The 16,181-nt window shown below is 66.4% G+C and carries 16 protein-coding genes and 3 tRNA genes; 13 read left to right on the forward strand and 6 right to left on the reverse strand.

Annotated elements, in window-relative coordinates:
• The first annotated feature begins 147 nt into the window (after positions 1-147).
• Entirely contained in the window at positions 148-471 is a 324-nt protein-coding gene (gene fdxA, locus AC5P60_RS00580; protein WP_005409054.1) for a ferredoxin FdxA, read from the forward strand.
• A gap of 207 nt (positions 472-678) precedes the next feature.
• On the opposite strand, the gene AC5P60_RS00585 is transcribed toward fdxA, so the two are convergent.
• Both AC5P60_RS00585 and dapA read right to left on the reverse strand, forming a co-directional pair.
• Positions 679-1,194, reverse strand: coding sequence for a hypothetical protein (locus AC5P60_RS00585; RefSeq protein ID WP_005409053.1), 516 nt, complete (start codon positions 1,192-1,194; stop codon positions 679-681).
• 32 nt (positions 1,195-1,226) lie between these two features.
• Positions 1,227-2,120 (reverse strand): 4-hydroxy-tetrahydrodipicolinate synthase, encoded by an 894-nt coding sequence (gene dapA, locus AC5P60_RS00590; RefSeq protein WP_049451027.1) that lies wholly within the window; start codon positions 2,118-2,120, stop codon positions 1,227-1,229.
• A gap of 164 nt (positions 2,121-2,284) precedes the next feature.
• Here dapA and AC5P60_RS00595 point away from each other — a divergent pair, with 164 nt between their 5' ends.
• The 10 genes from AC5P60_RS00595 to AC5P60_RS00640 all read left to right on the forward strand — a co-directional run bounded on the left by AC5P60_RS00595 (position 2,285) and on the right by AC5P60_RS00640 (position 8,194).
• On the forward strand, positions 2,285-2,845 hold the full coding sequence (locus AC5P60_RS00595) for a glycine cleavage system transcriptional repressor (protein WP_005409051.1): 561 nt from the start codon (positions 2,285-2,287) through the stop codon (positions 2,843-2,845).
• Between the two features lie 92 nt (positions 2,846-2,937).
• The gene (locus tag AC5P60_RS00600) at positions 2,938-3,417 is read left to right on the forward strand and encodes a peroxiredoxin (RefSeq protein WP_049451024.1); all 480 of its coding nucleotides are present in this window, start codon (positions 2,938-2,940) and stop codon (positions 3,415-3,417) included.
• An 84-nt stretch (positions 3,418-3,501) separates the two neighbouring features.
• Positions 3,502-4,902, forward strand: coding sequence for a PhoH family protein (locus AC5P60_RS00605; protein WP_005409049.1), 1,401 nt, complete (start codon positions 3,502-3,504; stop codon positions 4,900-4,902).
• Positions 4,899-5,405 (forward strand): hypothetical protein, encoded by a 507-nt coding sequence (locus AC5P60_RS00610; protein ID WP_164222907.1) that lies wholly within the window; start codon positions 4,899-4,901, stop codon positions 5,403-5,405. The genes AC5P60_RS00605 and AC5P60_RS00610 overlap by 4 nt, the downstream gene beginning before the upstream one ends.
• Before the next feature lie 12 nt (positions 5,406-5,417).
• Entirely contained in the window at positions 5,418-6,086 is a 669-nt protein-coding gene (locus tag AC5P60_RS00615) for a YoaK family protein (protein ID WP_123958414.1), read from the forward strand.
• 64 nt (positions 6,087-6,150) lie between these two features.
• Positions 6,151-6,960, forward strand: a complete 810-nt coding sequence (thiD, locus tag AC5P60_RS00620; RefSeq protein ID WP_483692826.1) for a bifunctional hydroxymethylpyrimidine kinase/phosphomethylpyrimidine kinase — start codon at positions 6,151-6,153, stop codon at positions 6,958-6,960.
• Complete coding sequence (locus tag AC5P60_RS00625) at positions 6,957-7,883, forward strand: alpha/beta hydrolase family protein (protein WP_483692827.1); 927 nt, start codon at positions 6,957-6,959, stop codon at positions 7,881-7,883. Before thiD ends, AC5P60_RS00625 begins: the two co-directional genes overlap by 4 nt.
• Positions 7,874-7,950 (forward strand) — tRNA-Arg (locus AC5P60_RS00630). Before AC5P60_RS00625 ends, AC5P60_RS00630 begins: the two co-directional genes overlap by 10 nt.
• 58 nt (positions 7,951-8,008) lie before the next feature.
• Positions 8,009-8,085, forward strand: a tRNA-Arg gene (locus AC5P60_RS00635).
• 32 nt (positions 8,086-8,117) lie between these two features.
• A tRNA-Arg gene (locus tag AC5P60_RS00640) sits at positions 8,118-8,194 on the forward strand.
• A gap of 616 nt (positions 8,195-8,810) precedes the next feature.
• On the opposite strand, the gene AC5P60_RS00645 is transcribed toward AC5P60_RS00640, so the two are convergent.
• On the reverse strand, positions 8,811-9,731 hold the full coding sequence (locus tag AC5P60_RS00645; protein WP_005409044.1) for a LysR family transcriptional regulator: 921 nt from the start codon (positions 9,729-9,731) through the stop codon (positions 8,811-8,813).
• A 140-nt stretch (positions 9,732-9,871) separates the two neighbouring features.
• On the opposite strand from AC5P60_RS00645, the gene AC5P60_RS00650 reads away from it, so the two are divergent.
• Positions 9,872-10,573, forward strand: coding sequence for a pirin family protein (locus AC5P60_RS00650; protein WP_005409043.1), 702 nt, complete (start codon positions 9,872-9,874; stop codon positions 10,571-10,573).
• A 44-nt stretch (positions 10,574-10,617) separates the two neighbouring features.
• Here AC5P60_RS00650 and AC5P60_RS00655 read toward each other — a convergent pair whose 3' ends face one another.
• Together AC5P60_RS00655 and AC5P60_RS00660 are read right to left on the reverse strand one after the other, a co-directional pair.
• Complete coding sequence (locus tag AC5P60_RS00655) at positions 10,618-12,822, reverse strand: TonB-dependent siderophore receptor (RefSeq protein WP_111109145.1); 2,205 nt, start codon at positions 12,820-12,822, stop codon at positions 10,618-10,620.
• Between the two features lie 131 nt (positions 12,823-12,953).
• Entirely contained in the window at positions 12,954-13,649 is a 696-nt protein-coding gene (locus tag AC5P60_RS00660) for an alpha/beta hydrolase (RefSeq protein ID WP_024957582.1), read from the reverse strand.
• Positions 13,650-13,833: 184 nt separating this feature from the next.
• Between AC5P60_RS00660 and AC5P60_RS00665 the strand changes: the two genes are divergently transcribed.
• Positions 13,834-14,973 carry an MFS transporter gene (locus tag AC5P60_RS00665; protein WP_099485100.1) on the forward strand — a complete coding sequence of 380 codons (1,140 nt, stop codon included), beginning with the start codon at positions 13,834-13,836 and terminating at the stop codon, positions 14,971-14,973.
• Positions 14,974-15,055: 82 nt separating this feature from the next.
• Here AC5P60_RS00665 and AC5P60_RS00670 read toward each other — a convergent pair whose 3' ends face one another.
• Positions 15,056-16,174 carry an alpha/beta fold hydrolase gene (locus AC5P60_RS00670; protein ID WP_005409039.1) on the reverse strand — a complete coding sequence of 373 codons (1,119 nt, stop codon included), beginning with the start codon at positions 16,172-16,174 and terminating at the stop codon, positions 15,056-15,058.
• Positions 16,175-16,181: the final 7 nt, after the last annotated feature.

Below are 16,181 nucleotides of genomic sequence, written 5' to 3' on the forward strand. Positions count from 1 at the left end.
TGACCCGCAGCGTCGCACAGGCCCCGCCCTGCCGCCAATGACTGCCACGGTCGCGCCTGCCAGACGCCCGATTTCCGCCCCGCGCCGACACCGGGGGCCAACCTGTTCTAGAATTGGCGGGTTCAGGAATCGATCCACCCCCAGCCCATGCCCTTTGTCGTCACCGAAAACTGCATCAAGTGCAAACACACCGATTGCGTGGAAGTGTGCCCCGTGGATTGCTTCCACGAAGGCCCGAACTTCCTGGTGATCGACCCGGATGAGTGCATCGACTGCACCCTCTGCGAGCCGGAGTGCCCGGTCAATGCGATCTTCCCGGAGGACGATGTCCCCGCCGGCCAGGAAGGCTTCGTCGCCCTCAACGCCGAGCTGGCGAAGGAGTGGCCGGTGCTGACCGTGCGCAAGGACCCGCCCGCCGACGCCGGCGAATGGGATGGCAAGCCGGACAAGCTGAAGCTGCTGGAGCGCTGAGAAGCGCCCACGGCGGCAACGAAAAGGGCGCCCACGGGCGCCCTTTTCTGTTTTCCGGTGAACGCCAACCGCAAGATCCGGCATGCCAGCCTTGCGATCCGGCATGCCAACCTCGCGATACGGCATGCCAACCTTGCGATCCGGTAGGTGCCAACCTTGGTTGGCACAGAAGCGCCGACCAAGGTCAGCCTCTACCAGAGGCAGCCCTTACTGGGCCAGCTTCGCCTTCAGCGCAGCGATCAGCTTCACCGGCGCTTCGGCGGTGGCCGGCAGGCCACGCGGGTCGACCGCGGAGATGTAGGCGCCGGCATCGACGGCGACCACGCGGACCAGGAAGTTGCTGCCTTCGTAGGCCACGTCATACGAGCCGAGCAGCTGGGCGCGGCTGGCGATGGTCACGCCCTCCACGCCTTCCAGCGCGGTACCGACCTTGGCGAAGGCTTCATCCTTGCCACCGGCGATGGTGAAACCGGTATTGCCAACGGCCGGAGCCGCAGCCGCCGGCGCTGCCGGCTTGGTGGCCGACACCAGCGCCGGCACCTTGTTGTCACCGGTGGTGGCCGGCAGGTTGAGGTCCGGCGGCACTTCCAGCGGACGCATTTCCGGGGCCAGGGCATAGTCGCCCTTGACGCCACGCTTGAAGCAGCCGGTGGTGCCGGCGGCAACGGCCACCGCAAGCAGGGCGTAGGACAGCACGCGGACAGTGGAAACGGATTGACGCATGTGAATCTCCTGGGTCAGACCAAGACGAAAGGTCAGTGGCTGGAAAGGGCTTCAAGGGCGGCGATGTCGCCGGCAAGATGGTCGGCGGCCGCGTGGTGCGGCGCCGACAGCGGCAGCAGCGGCAGGCGCAGGTCATGGCCGATGCCGATGCGGCGCAGCAGCGCCTTGACCGGAATCGGGTTCGGTTCAACACCGCAGAAATCATGGAACGGCTGCAGGCGCGCATCCCAGGACTCGGTGGCTTCGTGGTCATGGGCGGCGGCCAGCTCGCACATGCGGCGGTAGGCGCCGGGCAGCACGTTGGAGCCGACCGAGATCAGGCCGTCGATACCGGCCCGGATCGAACGCGCGGCCGTACCGTCGTCGCCGCTGAGCACGGCGAACTGCGGGCTGCGCAGTGCGAGCAGCGCCTGCACCCGGCCGGTGTCGCCCACCGCCTCCTTGATGCCGACGATGTTGGGGTGGCTGGCCAGTTCGGCCACGGTCTCCGGCTGCATGTCGCAACCGGTACGGCCGGGCACGTTGTACAGCACGATCGGCAACCCGCCCTGGTCGGCGACCGCACGATAATGGGCAATCAGGCCGGCCTGGGTCGGCCTCACGTAAGGCGGGGTGACCACCAGTGCATGGCTGGCGCCAAGCGCGGCCGCACGACGGGTCTGATCGATGGTTTTGGCGGTACCGGACAGGCCGGTGCCGGCCATGACCGGGATGCGGCCGCCAATGCGTTCGACCGCGCTGGCCAGCAGCAGGTCGTACTCGGCATCGGTGAGGGTTGCCGCTTCGCCGGTCGAGCCGGCAACGACAACGCCATGGACGCCACCTTCCAGTTGCAGGTGCAGCAGGCGCTGCCAACCGTCGGGATCGAGAGCGCCGTCGGCCCGGAACGGGGTCGCCAGCGCGGTGATGAGGCCGGAAAGGGACAAGGACGTGCTGCTCTTGGCTGGAAAGGGAAAACGCCCGCCACGAAAGGCCGGGGGCGACCTGAATGTTACTTGCGGCGCGAAAGCACGGGCAAGTATGCTGGACACCGGTGGATCCCCGCCTCTGGCGGGCATTCAGACTAACGCATGCATTACCCGGAATCGCCTTGACCGACACCACCCCGCGCCCCGCGCCGAGCGAAAACCACCTCCTGATCAACGCCTATACGACGCATCCGGAGTCCCCCCTGCTGTCCGTCACCCGCCGCATCGCCGACAGCGGCTGCAATCTGGTGGACGCACGCCTGGCCACGGTCGGCCGCGATGTCTCGGTCACCGCCCTGGCCACCGGCTCCTGGGACTCGGTGGCCAAGCTGGAGGCGATGCTGACCCGGCTGGAGCGCGAGGAAGGCCTGAAGCTGGTCTGGTACCGCACCGCGGCCAAGCAGGCGCAGTCCAACCTGCTGCCGTACATTGTCGAAGTGATCGCCGCCGACAAGCCGGGCATCCTGTTCCAGCTGGCCGATTTCTTCGACCGCCAGGGCATCACCATCGAGAACCTGCAGAGCACGCGCTACCGCGCCATGCAGACCGGTGCGGAAATGTTCAGTGCACAGGTCACCATCGGCGTGCCGGCCAACATGCACATCGCCGCGCTGCGCGACGATTTCCTTGAGTTCTGCGACCACCTGAACCTGGACGCGATCATGGACCCGATGAAATTCTGATTGGGAGTGCGGATTTTTCGCGCGCCTCTCACGGGCGCGTGGCGTTTCATGCAATTGTCGTAGAAACAACCCAGGCTCGACAGAAGGACCTCATGAACAACGGCGATACCCTGGACAGCACCACCCTCTCCCTGCCGCTGGCGCTGTCCGGTGGCGACCAGGCCACTCTCGGCGACTATGCCGGCCAGTGGCTGGTGCTGTACTTCTACCCCAAGGACAGCACTCCCGGCTGCACCACCGAAGGCATCGACTTCAACGCCCTGCTGCCGAAGTTCAAGAAGGCCGGCGCGGTCGTGCTCGGCGTCTCTCGCGACTCGGTGAAGTCGCACGACAACTTCTGTGCCAGGCAGGGCTTCAACTTCCCGCTGGTCAGCGATGGCGACGAAGCGCTGTGCACCGCCTTCGACGTGATCAGGATGAAGAACATGTACGGCAAGCAGGTACGTGGCATCGAACGCAGCACCTTCCTGATTTCCCCCGACAGCCGCATCGTGCAGTCCTGGCGCAAGGTCAAGGTTGCCGGCCATGCCGATGCCGTTCTCGCCGAACTGAAGGCCTCCCAGTCCAAGTGAGTCCCACTGCCTACTGTGTCTGCCATCACCCTGCCCCGCAGCAGGCCGTGGTGGTTTTTCCCTGTCCGTAACCAGGAATCGACGATGACCCGAGGCAAGCGCATCTACGTGCTGGATACCAACGTGCTGATGCACGATCCGACCGCGCTGTTCAAATTCGAGGAGCACGACATCTACCTGCCCATGCAGGTGATCGAGGAGCTGGACAACGGCAAGAAGGGCACCTCCGAAGCGAGCCGCAACGCCCGCCAGGTGAGCCGCTTCCTCAACGAGCTGGTGCAGGAATCCGGCCTGGACAACCTGGCCGACGGCATTCCGCTGCAGCGCCCCAACGGCCTGCAGCTGCGCGGCAAGCAGAGCGCCGGCAAGCTGCGCTTCCAGACCAGCCACTTCGACGCGGGCAAGAGCTTTGGAAAGGTCATTCCCGACAATGCCATCCTTGGCGCGATCCTGGCGCTGAAGGAAGAAACGCCGGACCTGCCGGTGGTGTTCGTTTCCAAGGACATCAACCTGCGGATCAAGGCCGCCATCGCCGGCATCGTGTCCGAGGACTACGAAAACGACCGCGCGCTGGACGATTTCAGCCTGCTCTACACCGGCGCCACCGAGCTGCCGGAAGACTTCTGGAAGCGCCACGGCGACGACCTGCGCAGCTGGAGCGACAAGGGCCGCAGCCATTACGAAATCCAGGCGCAGGACGGCGAGGAGTGGTACCCGAACCAGTACGTCTACCTGCCCGGCGAAGACGAAGTCGAACTGCGCGTCAGCCGCGTGGTCGGCGACGGCAAGGTAGTGCTGTCGCTGGTCGATGATTTCCGCCACGGCAGCCACGCCGTCTGGGGTATCAGTGCGCGCAACCGCGAGCAGAACTTCGCGCTCAACGCACTGATGGATCCGGAGATCGACTTCGTCACCCTGCTGGGCACCGCCGGTACCGGCAAGACCCTGCTGGCACTGGCCGCCGGCCTGGCGCAGACGATGGACCAGCAGCGCTACCGCGAGATCATCATGACCCGCGCCACGGTCAGCGTCGGCGAGGACATCGGTTTCCTGCCGGGCACCGAGGAGGAGAAGATGACGCCGTGGATGGGCGCGCTGACCGACAACCTGGAAGTGCTCACGCACAACCAGGAAGGCGGCACCTGGGGCCGCCAGGCCACCAACGACCTGCTGGCCAGCCGCATTAAGATCCGCTCGATGAACTTCATGCGCGGCCGTACCTTCCTGTCGCGCTACCTGATCCTGGACGAGGCGCAGAACCTCACCCCGAAGCAGATGAAGACGCTGATCACCCGTGCCGGCCCCGGCACCAAGATCGTCTGCCTGGGCAACGTCGAGCAGATCGACACCCCGTACCTGACCGAGACCACCTCGGGCCTGACCTACGCGGTGGATCGTTTCAAGAACTGGCCGCATAGCGCGCACATCACGCTGCGCCGAGGCGAACGCTCGCGCCTGGCCGATTACGCTTCGGAGGTGTTGTGAACCGCTGCACCCGCCTGCTGCTGCCCACGGCTGCGATCACCCTCGCAGCCGTGCTCGGCGCCTGCACCACCACGCGTGGCCCGGCCAGTGTGCCGACCGCCGAGCGCACCGGCCAGTCCTGGGTGGTCACCCGCCCGATCATCGCCGCGCAGGTGCTCGACACCTGTTCGCGCGCCAGCCCCGGCCGCGAGCCCGGGCGGGTCAGCGGCTACTGGGCCCCCAGCCGGCAGCAGATCGATCAGCTGGAGGCACAGCTGTCGTCGCTGGAGGCACAGGTACCGAAGGTGCTGGACTTCGACCGCCAGTACGTCGGCATCGAAAGCGCCGGCAAGCGGCTGATCTACGTCAACGCCTTCCACCTGCCCGACGACAGTGGCATCAATCCGGCCCGTGAAGCGATCCGCGTCTGCGATGGCGGCGCGCAGTTCTGGGGCGCGGTGTTCGACCCGGCCAGCAACACCTTCAGCGAGCTGCAGTTCAACGGCGGCTTCGGCGGGCCCTGAGGGGCCCCGCCGATGGGAATACGCCTGCCCACCTGGGTCTGGATCGGCGCGGTCGCGCTCTCGTGCGTGGCCGGCATGGTCAACGTGGTCGGCTTCCTCGGTTTCGAGCACCAGGCGGTCAGCCACATGACCGGCAGTACCAGCCAGTTGGGCATGGCGCTGGCGCAGGGGGACTGGCGCGCCGTCGGGCACCTGTGGGGGCTGTTGATCGCGTTCTCGCTGGGCGCGATGCTCAGCGGCCTGCTGATCCAGGACAGCACCCTGCAGCTGGGCCGGCGCTACGGCGTGGCGCTGGCACTGGAATCGGCGCTGCTGCTGGTCGCCATTCCACTGTTCGAACAGCACCAGATCTGGGGCGCGCTGGCCGCCGCCATGGCCTGCGGCCTGCAGAACGCGATGGCCACCACCTTCAGTGGCGCGGTGGTGCGCACCACCCACCTCAGCGGCATGTTCACCGACCTCGGCATCGGCCTGGGCCACCTGCTGCGTGGGCTGCCGTTGCAGCTGCGACGGCTGACCCTCAGCGGCCTGATCATCAGCGGCTTCCTCGCCGGCGGCATCATCGGCGCCTGGTTGTTCATGCGCTGGCAGTACGACGCCCTGCTCGCCCCGGCCCTGCTGACCGGCCTGACCGGGCTGGGTTATGTGCTGTACCAGCAGTGGGCGCGTTGGCGGCATTGAATCAAGGACATCCACGCATGGCGTGGATCTACCTTCCCCTCCGGGACCACGGCACAATCAACTGATGAGCCCGACCACTCCCGTTTCCGCCCTCACCATCGCCGGCTCCGACTCCGGCGGTGGCGCCGGCATCCAGTCCGACCTGAAGGCCTTCGCCGCGCACCGCGTGCATGGCCTCTCGGCGATCGCTGCACTGACCGCGCAGAACACCCGCGGCGTCATCGCCGTGCACGTGCCACCCATCGAGTTCCTGCGCGCGCAGCTGGATGCCTGCTTCGACGACTTCGACATCCACGCGGTGAAGCTGGGGATGCTGGCCAACGCCGAAGTGATCCATGCCGTCGCCGAAGCGTTGGAGCGCCACCGCCCACCACATGTGGTGCTGGACCCGGTGATGGTCGCCACCAGTGGGGCACGCCTGCTGGAAGACAGCGCATTGCAGGCCATGCGTGAGCGCCTGATCCCGCTGGCCACGCTGATCACCCCCAATACGCCGGAAGCGGAACTACTGGTCGGCCGGAAGATCAGCAACGGTGAAGACGCAGAACAGGCCGCCTCCGCCCTGCTCGACCTGGGGGCCGGTGCGGTGCTGCTGAAAGGTGGCCACCTGCATGAAGGCAACCGCGTGATCGACCGCTACTTCGACGGCGTGAGCAGCGAAGAGTTCATCCATGCCCGCCTGCCGCTGGACGCACATGGCACCGGCTGCACGCTGGCCTCGGCCATCGCCGCGCAGTTGTGCAACGGCTTGAGCCTGGCCAATGCCTGCGAAGCCGGTATCGACTACGTTGCACGCGGCCTGCAGCAGGGCTATGCCCCCGGCCGCAGCGAGGTGCTGGTGCTGGATCACTTCGGCGCGGCACCACACGCATGAGCCTCACACCCGGCGTCGTTGCCGTGCAGTGCGCTGATGGCCATCGCTACGAAGTGATCGCCTGCGTGCCCGCACAGCCCATCGCACGCCTGCTGTGGCTGCCGGCACTGGGCGTGGCGGCGCGCCACTACCTGCCACTGGCTTTGGCGCTGGCGGCGAAGGGCGTGGCGGTGTACCTGCACGAGTGGCGCGGCAACGGCAGCAGTTCGCTGCGCCCATCGCGCACGCAGGACTGGGGCTATCGCGAGGTACTCGAACAGGATCTGCCGACCAGCCAGGCCGTCCTGGCCGCAGCGGATGACGAAGGCGACGCCCTGCCCTGGATCATCGGCGGCCATAGCCTGGGCGGGCAGCTGGCCTGCGTGCATGCCGGCCGCAACCCGCAGCACTTCAACCGGCTGTGGCTGGCCGCCAGCGGCTCACCGTTCTGGCGCGGATTCCCACCACCGCGTGGCTGGCTGCTGCCGCTGGTCTACCGCTTCCTGCCGTGGATCGCACAGCACCAGGGCGTGCTGCATGGCCGTCGCCTCGGCTTCGGTGGCACCGAAGCGCGCGGGCTGATCGCCGACTGGGCGCGCGTTGGCCTGAACAACCATTACGCCGCCGTCGGCATGGACGAAGACCTCGATGCGCAGATGGCGCGTGTGCATGGCAGCGCACAGGCGGTGCTGATGGAGCACGACTGGTTGGCCCCCACCGGATCGATGCAGACGCTGCTGGCGAAGCTGCCGAATGTGGACGCGCAGCTGCGCGTGCTGTCCGCGCAGGAACTGGGCACGCGCGCCGATCATTTCGCGTGGCTGAAGGCCCCTGATGCCGTGGCTGACAGCTTTTTCATTCAGTTGGATGAAAATTTTCACAAAACTGTTGACGGTACGCGCCGACATCCGCATAATTCCGCTCCTGTCGCAGGGCGCCCGTAGCTCAGTTGGATAGAGTACCTGGCTACGAACCAGGCGGTCGGGAGTTCGAATCTCTCCGGGCGCACCACTCGACAGGTTTCCAGCATCCGCCGCTGGAAATGCAGTAAAATTTGATTGTGTACCGCGCGCCCGTAGCTCAGTTGGATAGAGTACCTGGCTACGAACCAGGCGGTCGGGAGTTCGAATCTCTCCGGGCGCACCATACACAGTCAGCACAACAAGTTCATGTAATTGGCGCCCGTAGCTCAGTTGGATAGAGTACCTGGCTACGAACCAGGCGGTCGGGAGTTCGAATCTCTCCGGGCGCACCATTACACCGAAACAGCAGGCCTCGGCCTGCTGTTTTTTTATGTGTGTTTTTCGGCAGGGCTGCGCCCTGCCCCCTGGTAGTGCCGGCCGCTGGCGGGCAACCTCAACGGCCACGACAAAAGCTGGCATTCCGTGGGATGGCGGGGCGGTGTCGGAGTGCGGGGACGCCGCAAGTACGTCCATGTAGGCTTGGCAGCCGCATCCATGCGGCTGACACCCCGCACTCCGACACCGCCCCGCCTCTGACAGATTTCCGCGATCTGATGGATCCACGCCATGCGTGGATGAATCTCCATCGAGTTCGAACATTTCGACAATTGATCGAAGAGCATCCACGCATGGCGTGGATCTACCGTGTCGACCAAGATCGACACCTACCAGAGCAGTACGCCGTTCCGACAGATCGCGGAAAACTGTCGAAGGCGGGGTGGGTCCGGTTGCGGGAGTGTCCGCGGCATGGATGCCGCGGCCAAGCCCCCAAGGACGGGTTTACGGCGTCTCCCGCAACCGGACCCACCCCGCCATCCCTCAGGAAACCAGCTTCTGCTGTTGCAGTTGCTGTTGCTGTTGCTGTTGCTCTGGATCGTAGCGGGTGCAGGGCGCAGCCCTGCCGTACACCTACCCCCTGGCCATCGCCTGCCACCACTGCGACAACAGCTCCGGCCTGCGCAGGCGCTCGCGCCACCAGCGCAGTGCGGCGCCATCCTCTCCGGTGCGCCAGGCCAGCCAGAAGGTCTCTTCCGGCTTGTGTTCCTCCACCTCGCGGATCACCAGCTGGCCGCGCGCCACCGCAGCGCGTGCGCACGGCTCGGGCAGGAAGCCGAATCCCACGCCTTCGCACTGCAACTTCAATTTGCTGGCCATGTCCGGCACCGTCAGCATCTCCTGCCCCATCAACAAGCCGACCGTGCGCGGCAGCAGCCTGCGCGCGGAATCAGAAACCGCGATCGCGCAGTGCTCGACCAGCTGCTCGCGACCGAGCACGCCTGGCACTGCGGCCAACGGATGACCGGGCGCGACCGCGAACACGAACTCCACCGTGCCCAGCGGCTCGACCACGTAACCACCGCCACTGGGGCCCTCACCCGGCGCGCCGACCAGCAGGTCGGCACGGCGGTCCAGCAGGGCCTCCCAGGTGCCGGACAGGGCCTCGCCGATCAATCGCAGCCGGGTCGGTGCCTCGGCCTCACGAAACGCGGCGATGTCCGGACCGAGCAGCCAGGTCGGGAACACCGAGTCCACCGCCAGCGTCAGTTCAGTCTCCCAGCCCGACGCCACCCGGCGCACCCGCAGTTCCAACTCGCGGGCGGCGCGCAGCAGGTGCCGGCCCTCGTCCAGCAGCGCGCGGCCGGCCTCGGTCGGTTCGGCGCGCGGGCCGACCCGGTCGAACAGCTGAACACCCAGGTCCTCCTCCAGCTTGGCCACGGTGTAGGAGATGGTCGAGGGCACTTTGTGCAGGGCCTTGCCGGCGCCGGCAAACGAGCCGCGGCGGTCGATGGCATCCAGGATCTGCAGGGCATCGAGGCTGAGCTTGAGCATTCGAATTTTTCGATGATGGACGTCAAAACTATCCGTTTTTCAAACCCCGGGCGCAAGCAGATACTTCTCTCCAACGGGGAAACACAGCGGCTACTGGCCCACCCCACCCCATCGAAACCATCGAACAAGGAGATTCCATCATGCTGCAGATCCGCAAGAGCGCTACCCGTGGCCTGGCCGAGCATGGCTGGCTGTCCTCGCGCCATACCTTCTCCTTCGCCAACTACTACGACCCGCGCTACGTCAGCTTCGGCCCGCTGCGGGTGATCAACGAAGACAAGGTGATCGGCGGCCAGGGCTTCGGCACCCACGGCCACAGCAACATGGAAATCATCTCCTACGTGCTGGGCGGTGCGCTGGAACACAAGGACTCGATGGGCACCGGCTCAGTGCTGCGCTACGGCGACGTGCAGCGCATGAGCGCCGGCAGCGGCGTCACCCACAGCGAGTTCAACCACTCGGCCGACGAGACCGTGCACTTCCTGCAGATCTGGATCTTCCCGGACACCGAGAACATCACGCCGTCCTACGAGGAGACCCACTTCGCACCGGAGACCAAGCGCGGCCAGCTGCGCCTGATCGCTTCGCCGGACGGCGCCGACGGTTCGCTGCGCATCCACCAGGATGCCCGCATCTTCGCCACCATCCTCGACGGCGGCCAGAAGCTGCACCATGCCCTTGGCAACGGTCGTGGCGCCTATGTGCAGGTGGCCCGTGGGCAGCTGCAGGTCAACGGCATCACCCTGGAAGCCGGTGATGCGCTGCAGGTCAGCGACGAAGCCCAGCTGACGCTGGAAAACGGCAACGATGCCGAAGTGCTGGTGTTCGACCTGCCGCTGTAACCACATCGCCCGCGATGCTGCAGAGCATCGCGGGCGCATCTGCGTCAGAACCTGTAATTCAAGCTCAACCGCACGTTGCGCGGCTCGCCCCAGGCGTAGGTGCTGTACCAGTTGAAGATCGTGTAGTAACGCTTGTCGAGCAGGTTGTTGACGTTGACCGTGGCCGACAGGCGATCGTTGAACTGGTAGCGCGCCATCGCATCCAGCAACCAGTACGGCTGCGTGCGATGCACCACCTTGGCCCGCGTGGCCGGGTTGGTAATCTCGCCGAAAGTCGAATCCTGCCAGCGTGCGCCACCACCCAGCGTCAGCCCCTGCCAGGCGCCACGCAGGCGGTAGCGGGTGTGCAGGCTGAACTGGTTCTCCGGTTCCAGCGTGGTCACCTTGGTGCCCGCCTGGCGGGCGATCTTGTGGGAGAACCCACCCTGCACCTGCCAGCCCTCGGCCAGCTGACCCGACATTTCAAGCTCGAAACCCTTGGTGCGCACGCCCATCAAGGTGCGGTAGGCATCCTGGCCATCCGGTGTCTTGCCGCCGGTGGGCTGAGCGAAGTTGTCCTGATCAAGCTGGAACAGCGCCGCACTGGCATTGAGGCGTCCATCGAAGAACTCGGCCTTCAGCCCCATCTCGTAGCTGCGGCCTTCGAGCGGATCCAGCGCCTTGCCCTGCTCGTCACGCTCGCCCTGCGGCTTGAAGATGGTGCTGTAGCTGGCATACACCGAGTAATGCTCGCCGAGGTCGTAGACCACGCCGGCATAGGGCACATGGACGCCGGTCTCGCGCGTGTCCGGCGAGCGGTAGCTGGCCAGGCGGCTGCCGACGATCAGCTTCAACGGATCGGCCACGTCGAAGCGGCCAACCACGTACAGCCCGTTCTCACGGGTCATTTCATTGTTGTCATAGGTGCGCTGCCACTGCGGTTCGGCAATGTCGCCATTCCAGCTGCGGTAGTCCGGCACGGTATCCGGGAACCCCGCCTGAGGGCCGTAGCCGGTATTGGTCCAGCGCTTGCGCGAGGCACTGCCACCAACCACCAGCTCATGCTCGCGGCCGAACAGGCCGAAATGCCCACTCACATAGAAGTCGGCGGCATTGCTGACGGTCTTGCCGACGTACTTGCCGAGCCACAGGCTGACGCCCTCGCCGGTCAACGGATCGGGATTGCCGGCGGCGGCACCGGCCAGTGCGGCGTCATAGCCGTTGACCTGATGATTGAGCTGCAGCTTGGCAATCCAATCGTTGGCGAACGTGTGCTCCAACGTGGCGAAACCGGTACGCACGTACTGGCGCCAGCCGGCCCATTGCGCACCATTGTTGAACGAGCGCGGCATGCGGTTGAAGTTGCCGGCGCTGTCCAGCAGCGGAATGCCGCCCCACGTGGAGCCTTTCGGGTCGCTGTCCATCACGTCGCCACCGATCGACAACAGCGTGCGTTCGCCCAGATCGGCTTCCAGCACGGCATAGCCGACCTTGCTGGTTCGCTGGTAGTTGTCCAGGTTGGAGCGCTTGTCTTCCCAGGCACCCACGGCACGGCCACGCACGCGGCCATCGGCAGTCAGCGGGCCACCCACATCGAGCTCGGCGCGGTAGTCGTCCCAGCGGCCGACACCCAGTGAGGCACTGCCGGCGAAGTCCTTGCCCGGCTTCTTGCGCACCAGGTTGATGGTCGCACCCGGATCGCCCATGCCGGTCAGCAGGCCGGTCGCGCCCTTGAGCACCTCGATGCGGTCGTAGATGGCGGTATCGCTGAGCGTGTTGCCGGCGGAGTACGCCGAGTTGCGCGACATCGGAATGCCGTCGTACTGGAAGTTCTGGATCGCGAAACCGCGCGCGTAGTACTCGGTGCGTTCGCTGTCGTAGGTGACGATGCTGATGCCGGGGGTCACCCGCATCACGTCGTCGATGCCGTGCAGGCCGAAGTCATCCATCTGTGCGCGGGTGATCACGCTGATGGTCTGCGGGGTCTGCCGTGGCGTCAGCACCAGGCGGGTCGCGGTGGCAATGGTGCCGGGCGTATAGGCGTCGCTGCCCTCGGTGATGGTACCGAGCAGGTTGGCGGTGACCTGTACGGTCTGCAGGGTCTGTGATGCAGGCGCCTGCGAATCCTTGGCTGGATCCGTACTGGACTGCGCAACAGCAATACCGCTGCTGCCCAGAGCAGCGATCAGCAACCCCCGGGCCAGCGCCTGCGGCAACGCGCGGCGACGCGGCAAGGGGGACGGCGTATGGACAACAGGCACAGGCAGCACGACGGGACCTCCACGATAGGGTGGGATCCTCTGGCGGCGGCTGGAGGGAAGAGAGGGACGCGGCCGGACAGCCGCGGCGCAGGAGTGTACTCCCCTGCGCCGCGGCTGTCGTGCGGAGTGCTGGCGCGGGATCAGCCGCCAATGGCGGCGCAGGCCTCCAGGATCAGCGCGGTCACTTCCTTCGGCTGCGAAGCCAGCGAGGCATGGCTGGCATCCAGCTCCAGCAGGCGCCTGGGCTGCATCCTTGCGGCCATGGCCTTCTGGTTTTCCGGCGCGATCATGTGGTCGTGGCGGGACAGCTGGTACCAGCTCGGCATGTGCTTCCACGCCGGGTCGCTGACCGCATCACCGAAGGTGCTGGCCAGCGGTGCCTTCTGGGTAACGGCCATCACCCGGCCTTCGTCCTCGCTCAGATCCTGGCAGAAGCTCTCATGAAACTTGTCCGCACGCAGCCACAGGTAGCCATCACTGTCAGGTGCCAGGTTCGGCGCCGCCTCCGGCAGGTGCTGCTGGGTGATCCCACCGGGACTCTCGCCGGCATCAGGCGCGAACGCGGCGATGTAGACCAGGCCCTTCACGTTGGGCTCGTTACCGGCCTGGCTGATCACCGCGCCGCCATAGGAGTGGCCGACCAGCAGCACCGGCCCGTCGATCTGCCGGATCATTTTCCGGGTGCGCCCTGCGTCGTCGGCCAGCGAGGTCAGCGGCAGTTCCACCGCCTGCACACGGTCGTGGCCGTTGCGATGCAGTTCCAGGATCACCTTGGCCCAGTGTGCGGCCCCGCCCCAGAAGCCATGGACGAGGAGGATGGTCGGTGTCGTGCTCATGTAGAGGTCTCCGGCAGCGGCCGGCGGAATGCAGACCGTGCAGCCACTGTCCGTGCGTCGCGTTAATCGCTGGTGACGCAATCGGGTCACTGCAATCGTATGCGTCGCCCGATGTCACGCATGGCACTTGCCGAGTCAGTCTGAAATCGTTTTCATGGCTGTTCCCTGGAGCTTCGCATCGCGCATGACGCCTTCATCCCCCCGTGCCCAGCAGCACGCCACCCGCGCCGCCTTCTTCATTCCCGGATTCGCCACCGCCGCATGGGCGCCGATGGTGCCCTACGCCAAGGCCAAGGCCGGGCTGTCCGACGCCAGCCTCGGCGCCGTGCTGCTGTGCCTTGGACTCGGCTCGCTGCTGGCGATGCCGTTGGCGGGCGCGCTGACCGGGCGGCTGGGCTGCCGCCGGGTGATGGTGATCACCTGCGCGATGATGCTGTGCGCCCTGCCCTTGCTGGTGCTGGCGCCCTCGCCGGTGGCGCTGGGTGCGGCGCTGTTCGTGTTCGGCGCCGGCGTCGGTGCGCTGGATTGTGCGATGAACATGCAGGCGGTCGCGGTCGAGCGCGACGCCGGGCGCGCGATGATGTCCGGCTTCCACGCCTTCTACAGCATCGGTGGCTTCGTCGGCGCCGGCTGCATGACCGGCCTGCTGATCCTGGGTACACCGCTGTGGCTGGCCGCACTGGTTTCGGTGGCGGCACTGCTGCTGGTCGCGGTGCTGTCGGCGCCGCACTGGCGCCCGCAACGGATCCTGCACGAGGGCCCACTGCTGGCGCTGCCGCACGGCGTGGTGCTGTTCATCGGCGTGCTGGCCTTCGTGGTGTTCCTCGCCGAGGGCTCGATGCTGGACTGGAGCGCGGTGTTCCTGGCCGAAGTGCGGCAGGTGCCGCGTGACCAGGCCGGCGCCGGCTTCGCGCTGTTCACCCTGGCGATGACCGCGATGCGCCTGTTCGGCGACGGCATCGTCGAGCGCCTCGGCCGCACCCGCACCCTGGTCTTCGGCGGCATCACCGCCGCAGCAGGCTTCACCCTGGCCACGCTGGTGCCCTCGTTCCCGGTGGCGCTGGCGGGGTATGTACTGGTCGGGCTGGGCTGCGCCAACATCGTGCCGGCACTGTTCTCGATGGCCGGCCAGCAGCGGGTGATGCCGGAGAGCATCGCCATCACCGCAGTCACCACGCTGGGTTACGCCGGCATCCTCGCCGGCCCGGCAGCGATCGGTGCACTGGCACACGGCACCAGCCTCGGCTTCGCCTTCCTGTGCGTGGCCGCGCTGCTGCTGGGCGTCGCGGCGTCTGCCCGCTCGCTGGCACGACGGGTGGCCTGACAGAAAAAGGGGACGGAGGGGATTAAGTCGTTTATGGCCCAGCTGTGCGGGAAACGACTTAATCCCCTCCGTCCCCTTTTTTTCAGCGGTGGGCCAGCCACTCGGCCTGGGCCGGCAGCTGTGGGGCCGGACAGGCGCTCTTCGGGTGGTGCTCATCGCGCGCCATCCAGTCATCGACCACTCCGGCCAGCAGGTCCAGCCGCAGCGGCAGTGTAATGTGGTCCTCGCCGCGCATCTCGATGTAATGCGCGCGCGGGTTGGCCTGGGCCAGTTCGCGGCCCTGGCTGACCGGAATGTGCTGGTCGCCCTGGCCGTGCAGCAGCAGCACGCAGGCGCGGGTATCGGCCAGCGCGCGCGCTACATCCACGCGGTCCAGATCGACGTCGATACGGCGGCTGGCGGCGGCGATCACCTGGTTGATGTCCTGGCCGCCGTAGCGCCAGCGCGCGTACGACGCCATCGCCTGCGCCTTCAGGCCTTCCGGCTGCAGTCCCATCAGGTGCGGAATCATCGTGCGGATCGCCACACCGGCATTGGCGAACGATTCCATCGCCACCACCCCTTCCACCTGGTCGCCGAGTTTGTCGGCGGTGAATACCGCTGTGGCGGCGCCATAGGACACGCCGAACAGGTACAGCGGGCCGGTTACTTCACCACGGGCGCGCAGCTCGCCGATCACATCCACCACATCGTCGGATTCATAGGTGCCATAACCCGACGGCCCGGTACCGGACTGTCCATGATTACGCAGGTCGAGCGTGACCACGCGGTAGCCGGATTCGGCCAACTGCAACGACCACGGCAGCATCGAATCACCGTTCATCATCCAGCCGTGCAGCAGCACCACGGTACCGCGCGGTGCCTGCGCGCGGAACGGCTGCGGTACTGCCAGGCTCAGGCCGGTATCCAGCGGCAGGCCGTTCTCGTGGCGCTGCGGCAGGTAGTGGTAACGCGCGCCGTAATCGCCAGGATCGAACACACGCCAGAAGATCGGCACGCCATCGCGGCCCGGCGCGAAGCCGTGGCGATTGGGCAGTTCGGCGATGGCCGCAGCAATGCGCGGACGATCGAGCAGGGTCGATACGCCACCCGGCGCGATCAGCCGATCGGCGAGCGAGGTGGACGAGGCATTGATCGAGGACGAGCATGCAGCCAGCCACAGGCCGGCGCACGCCAGCAACAACAGCAGCAGGCGCTTCATGGGCAAT

The organism is Stenotrophomonas sp. YJH_SMC_120 (genome assembly GCF_059368675.1).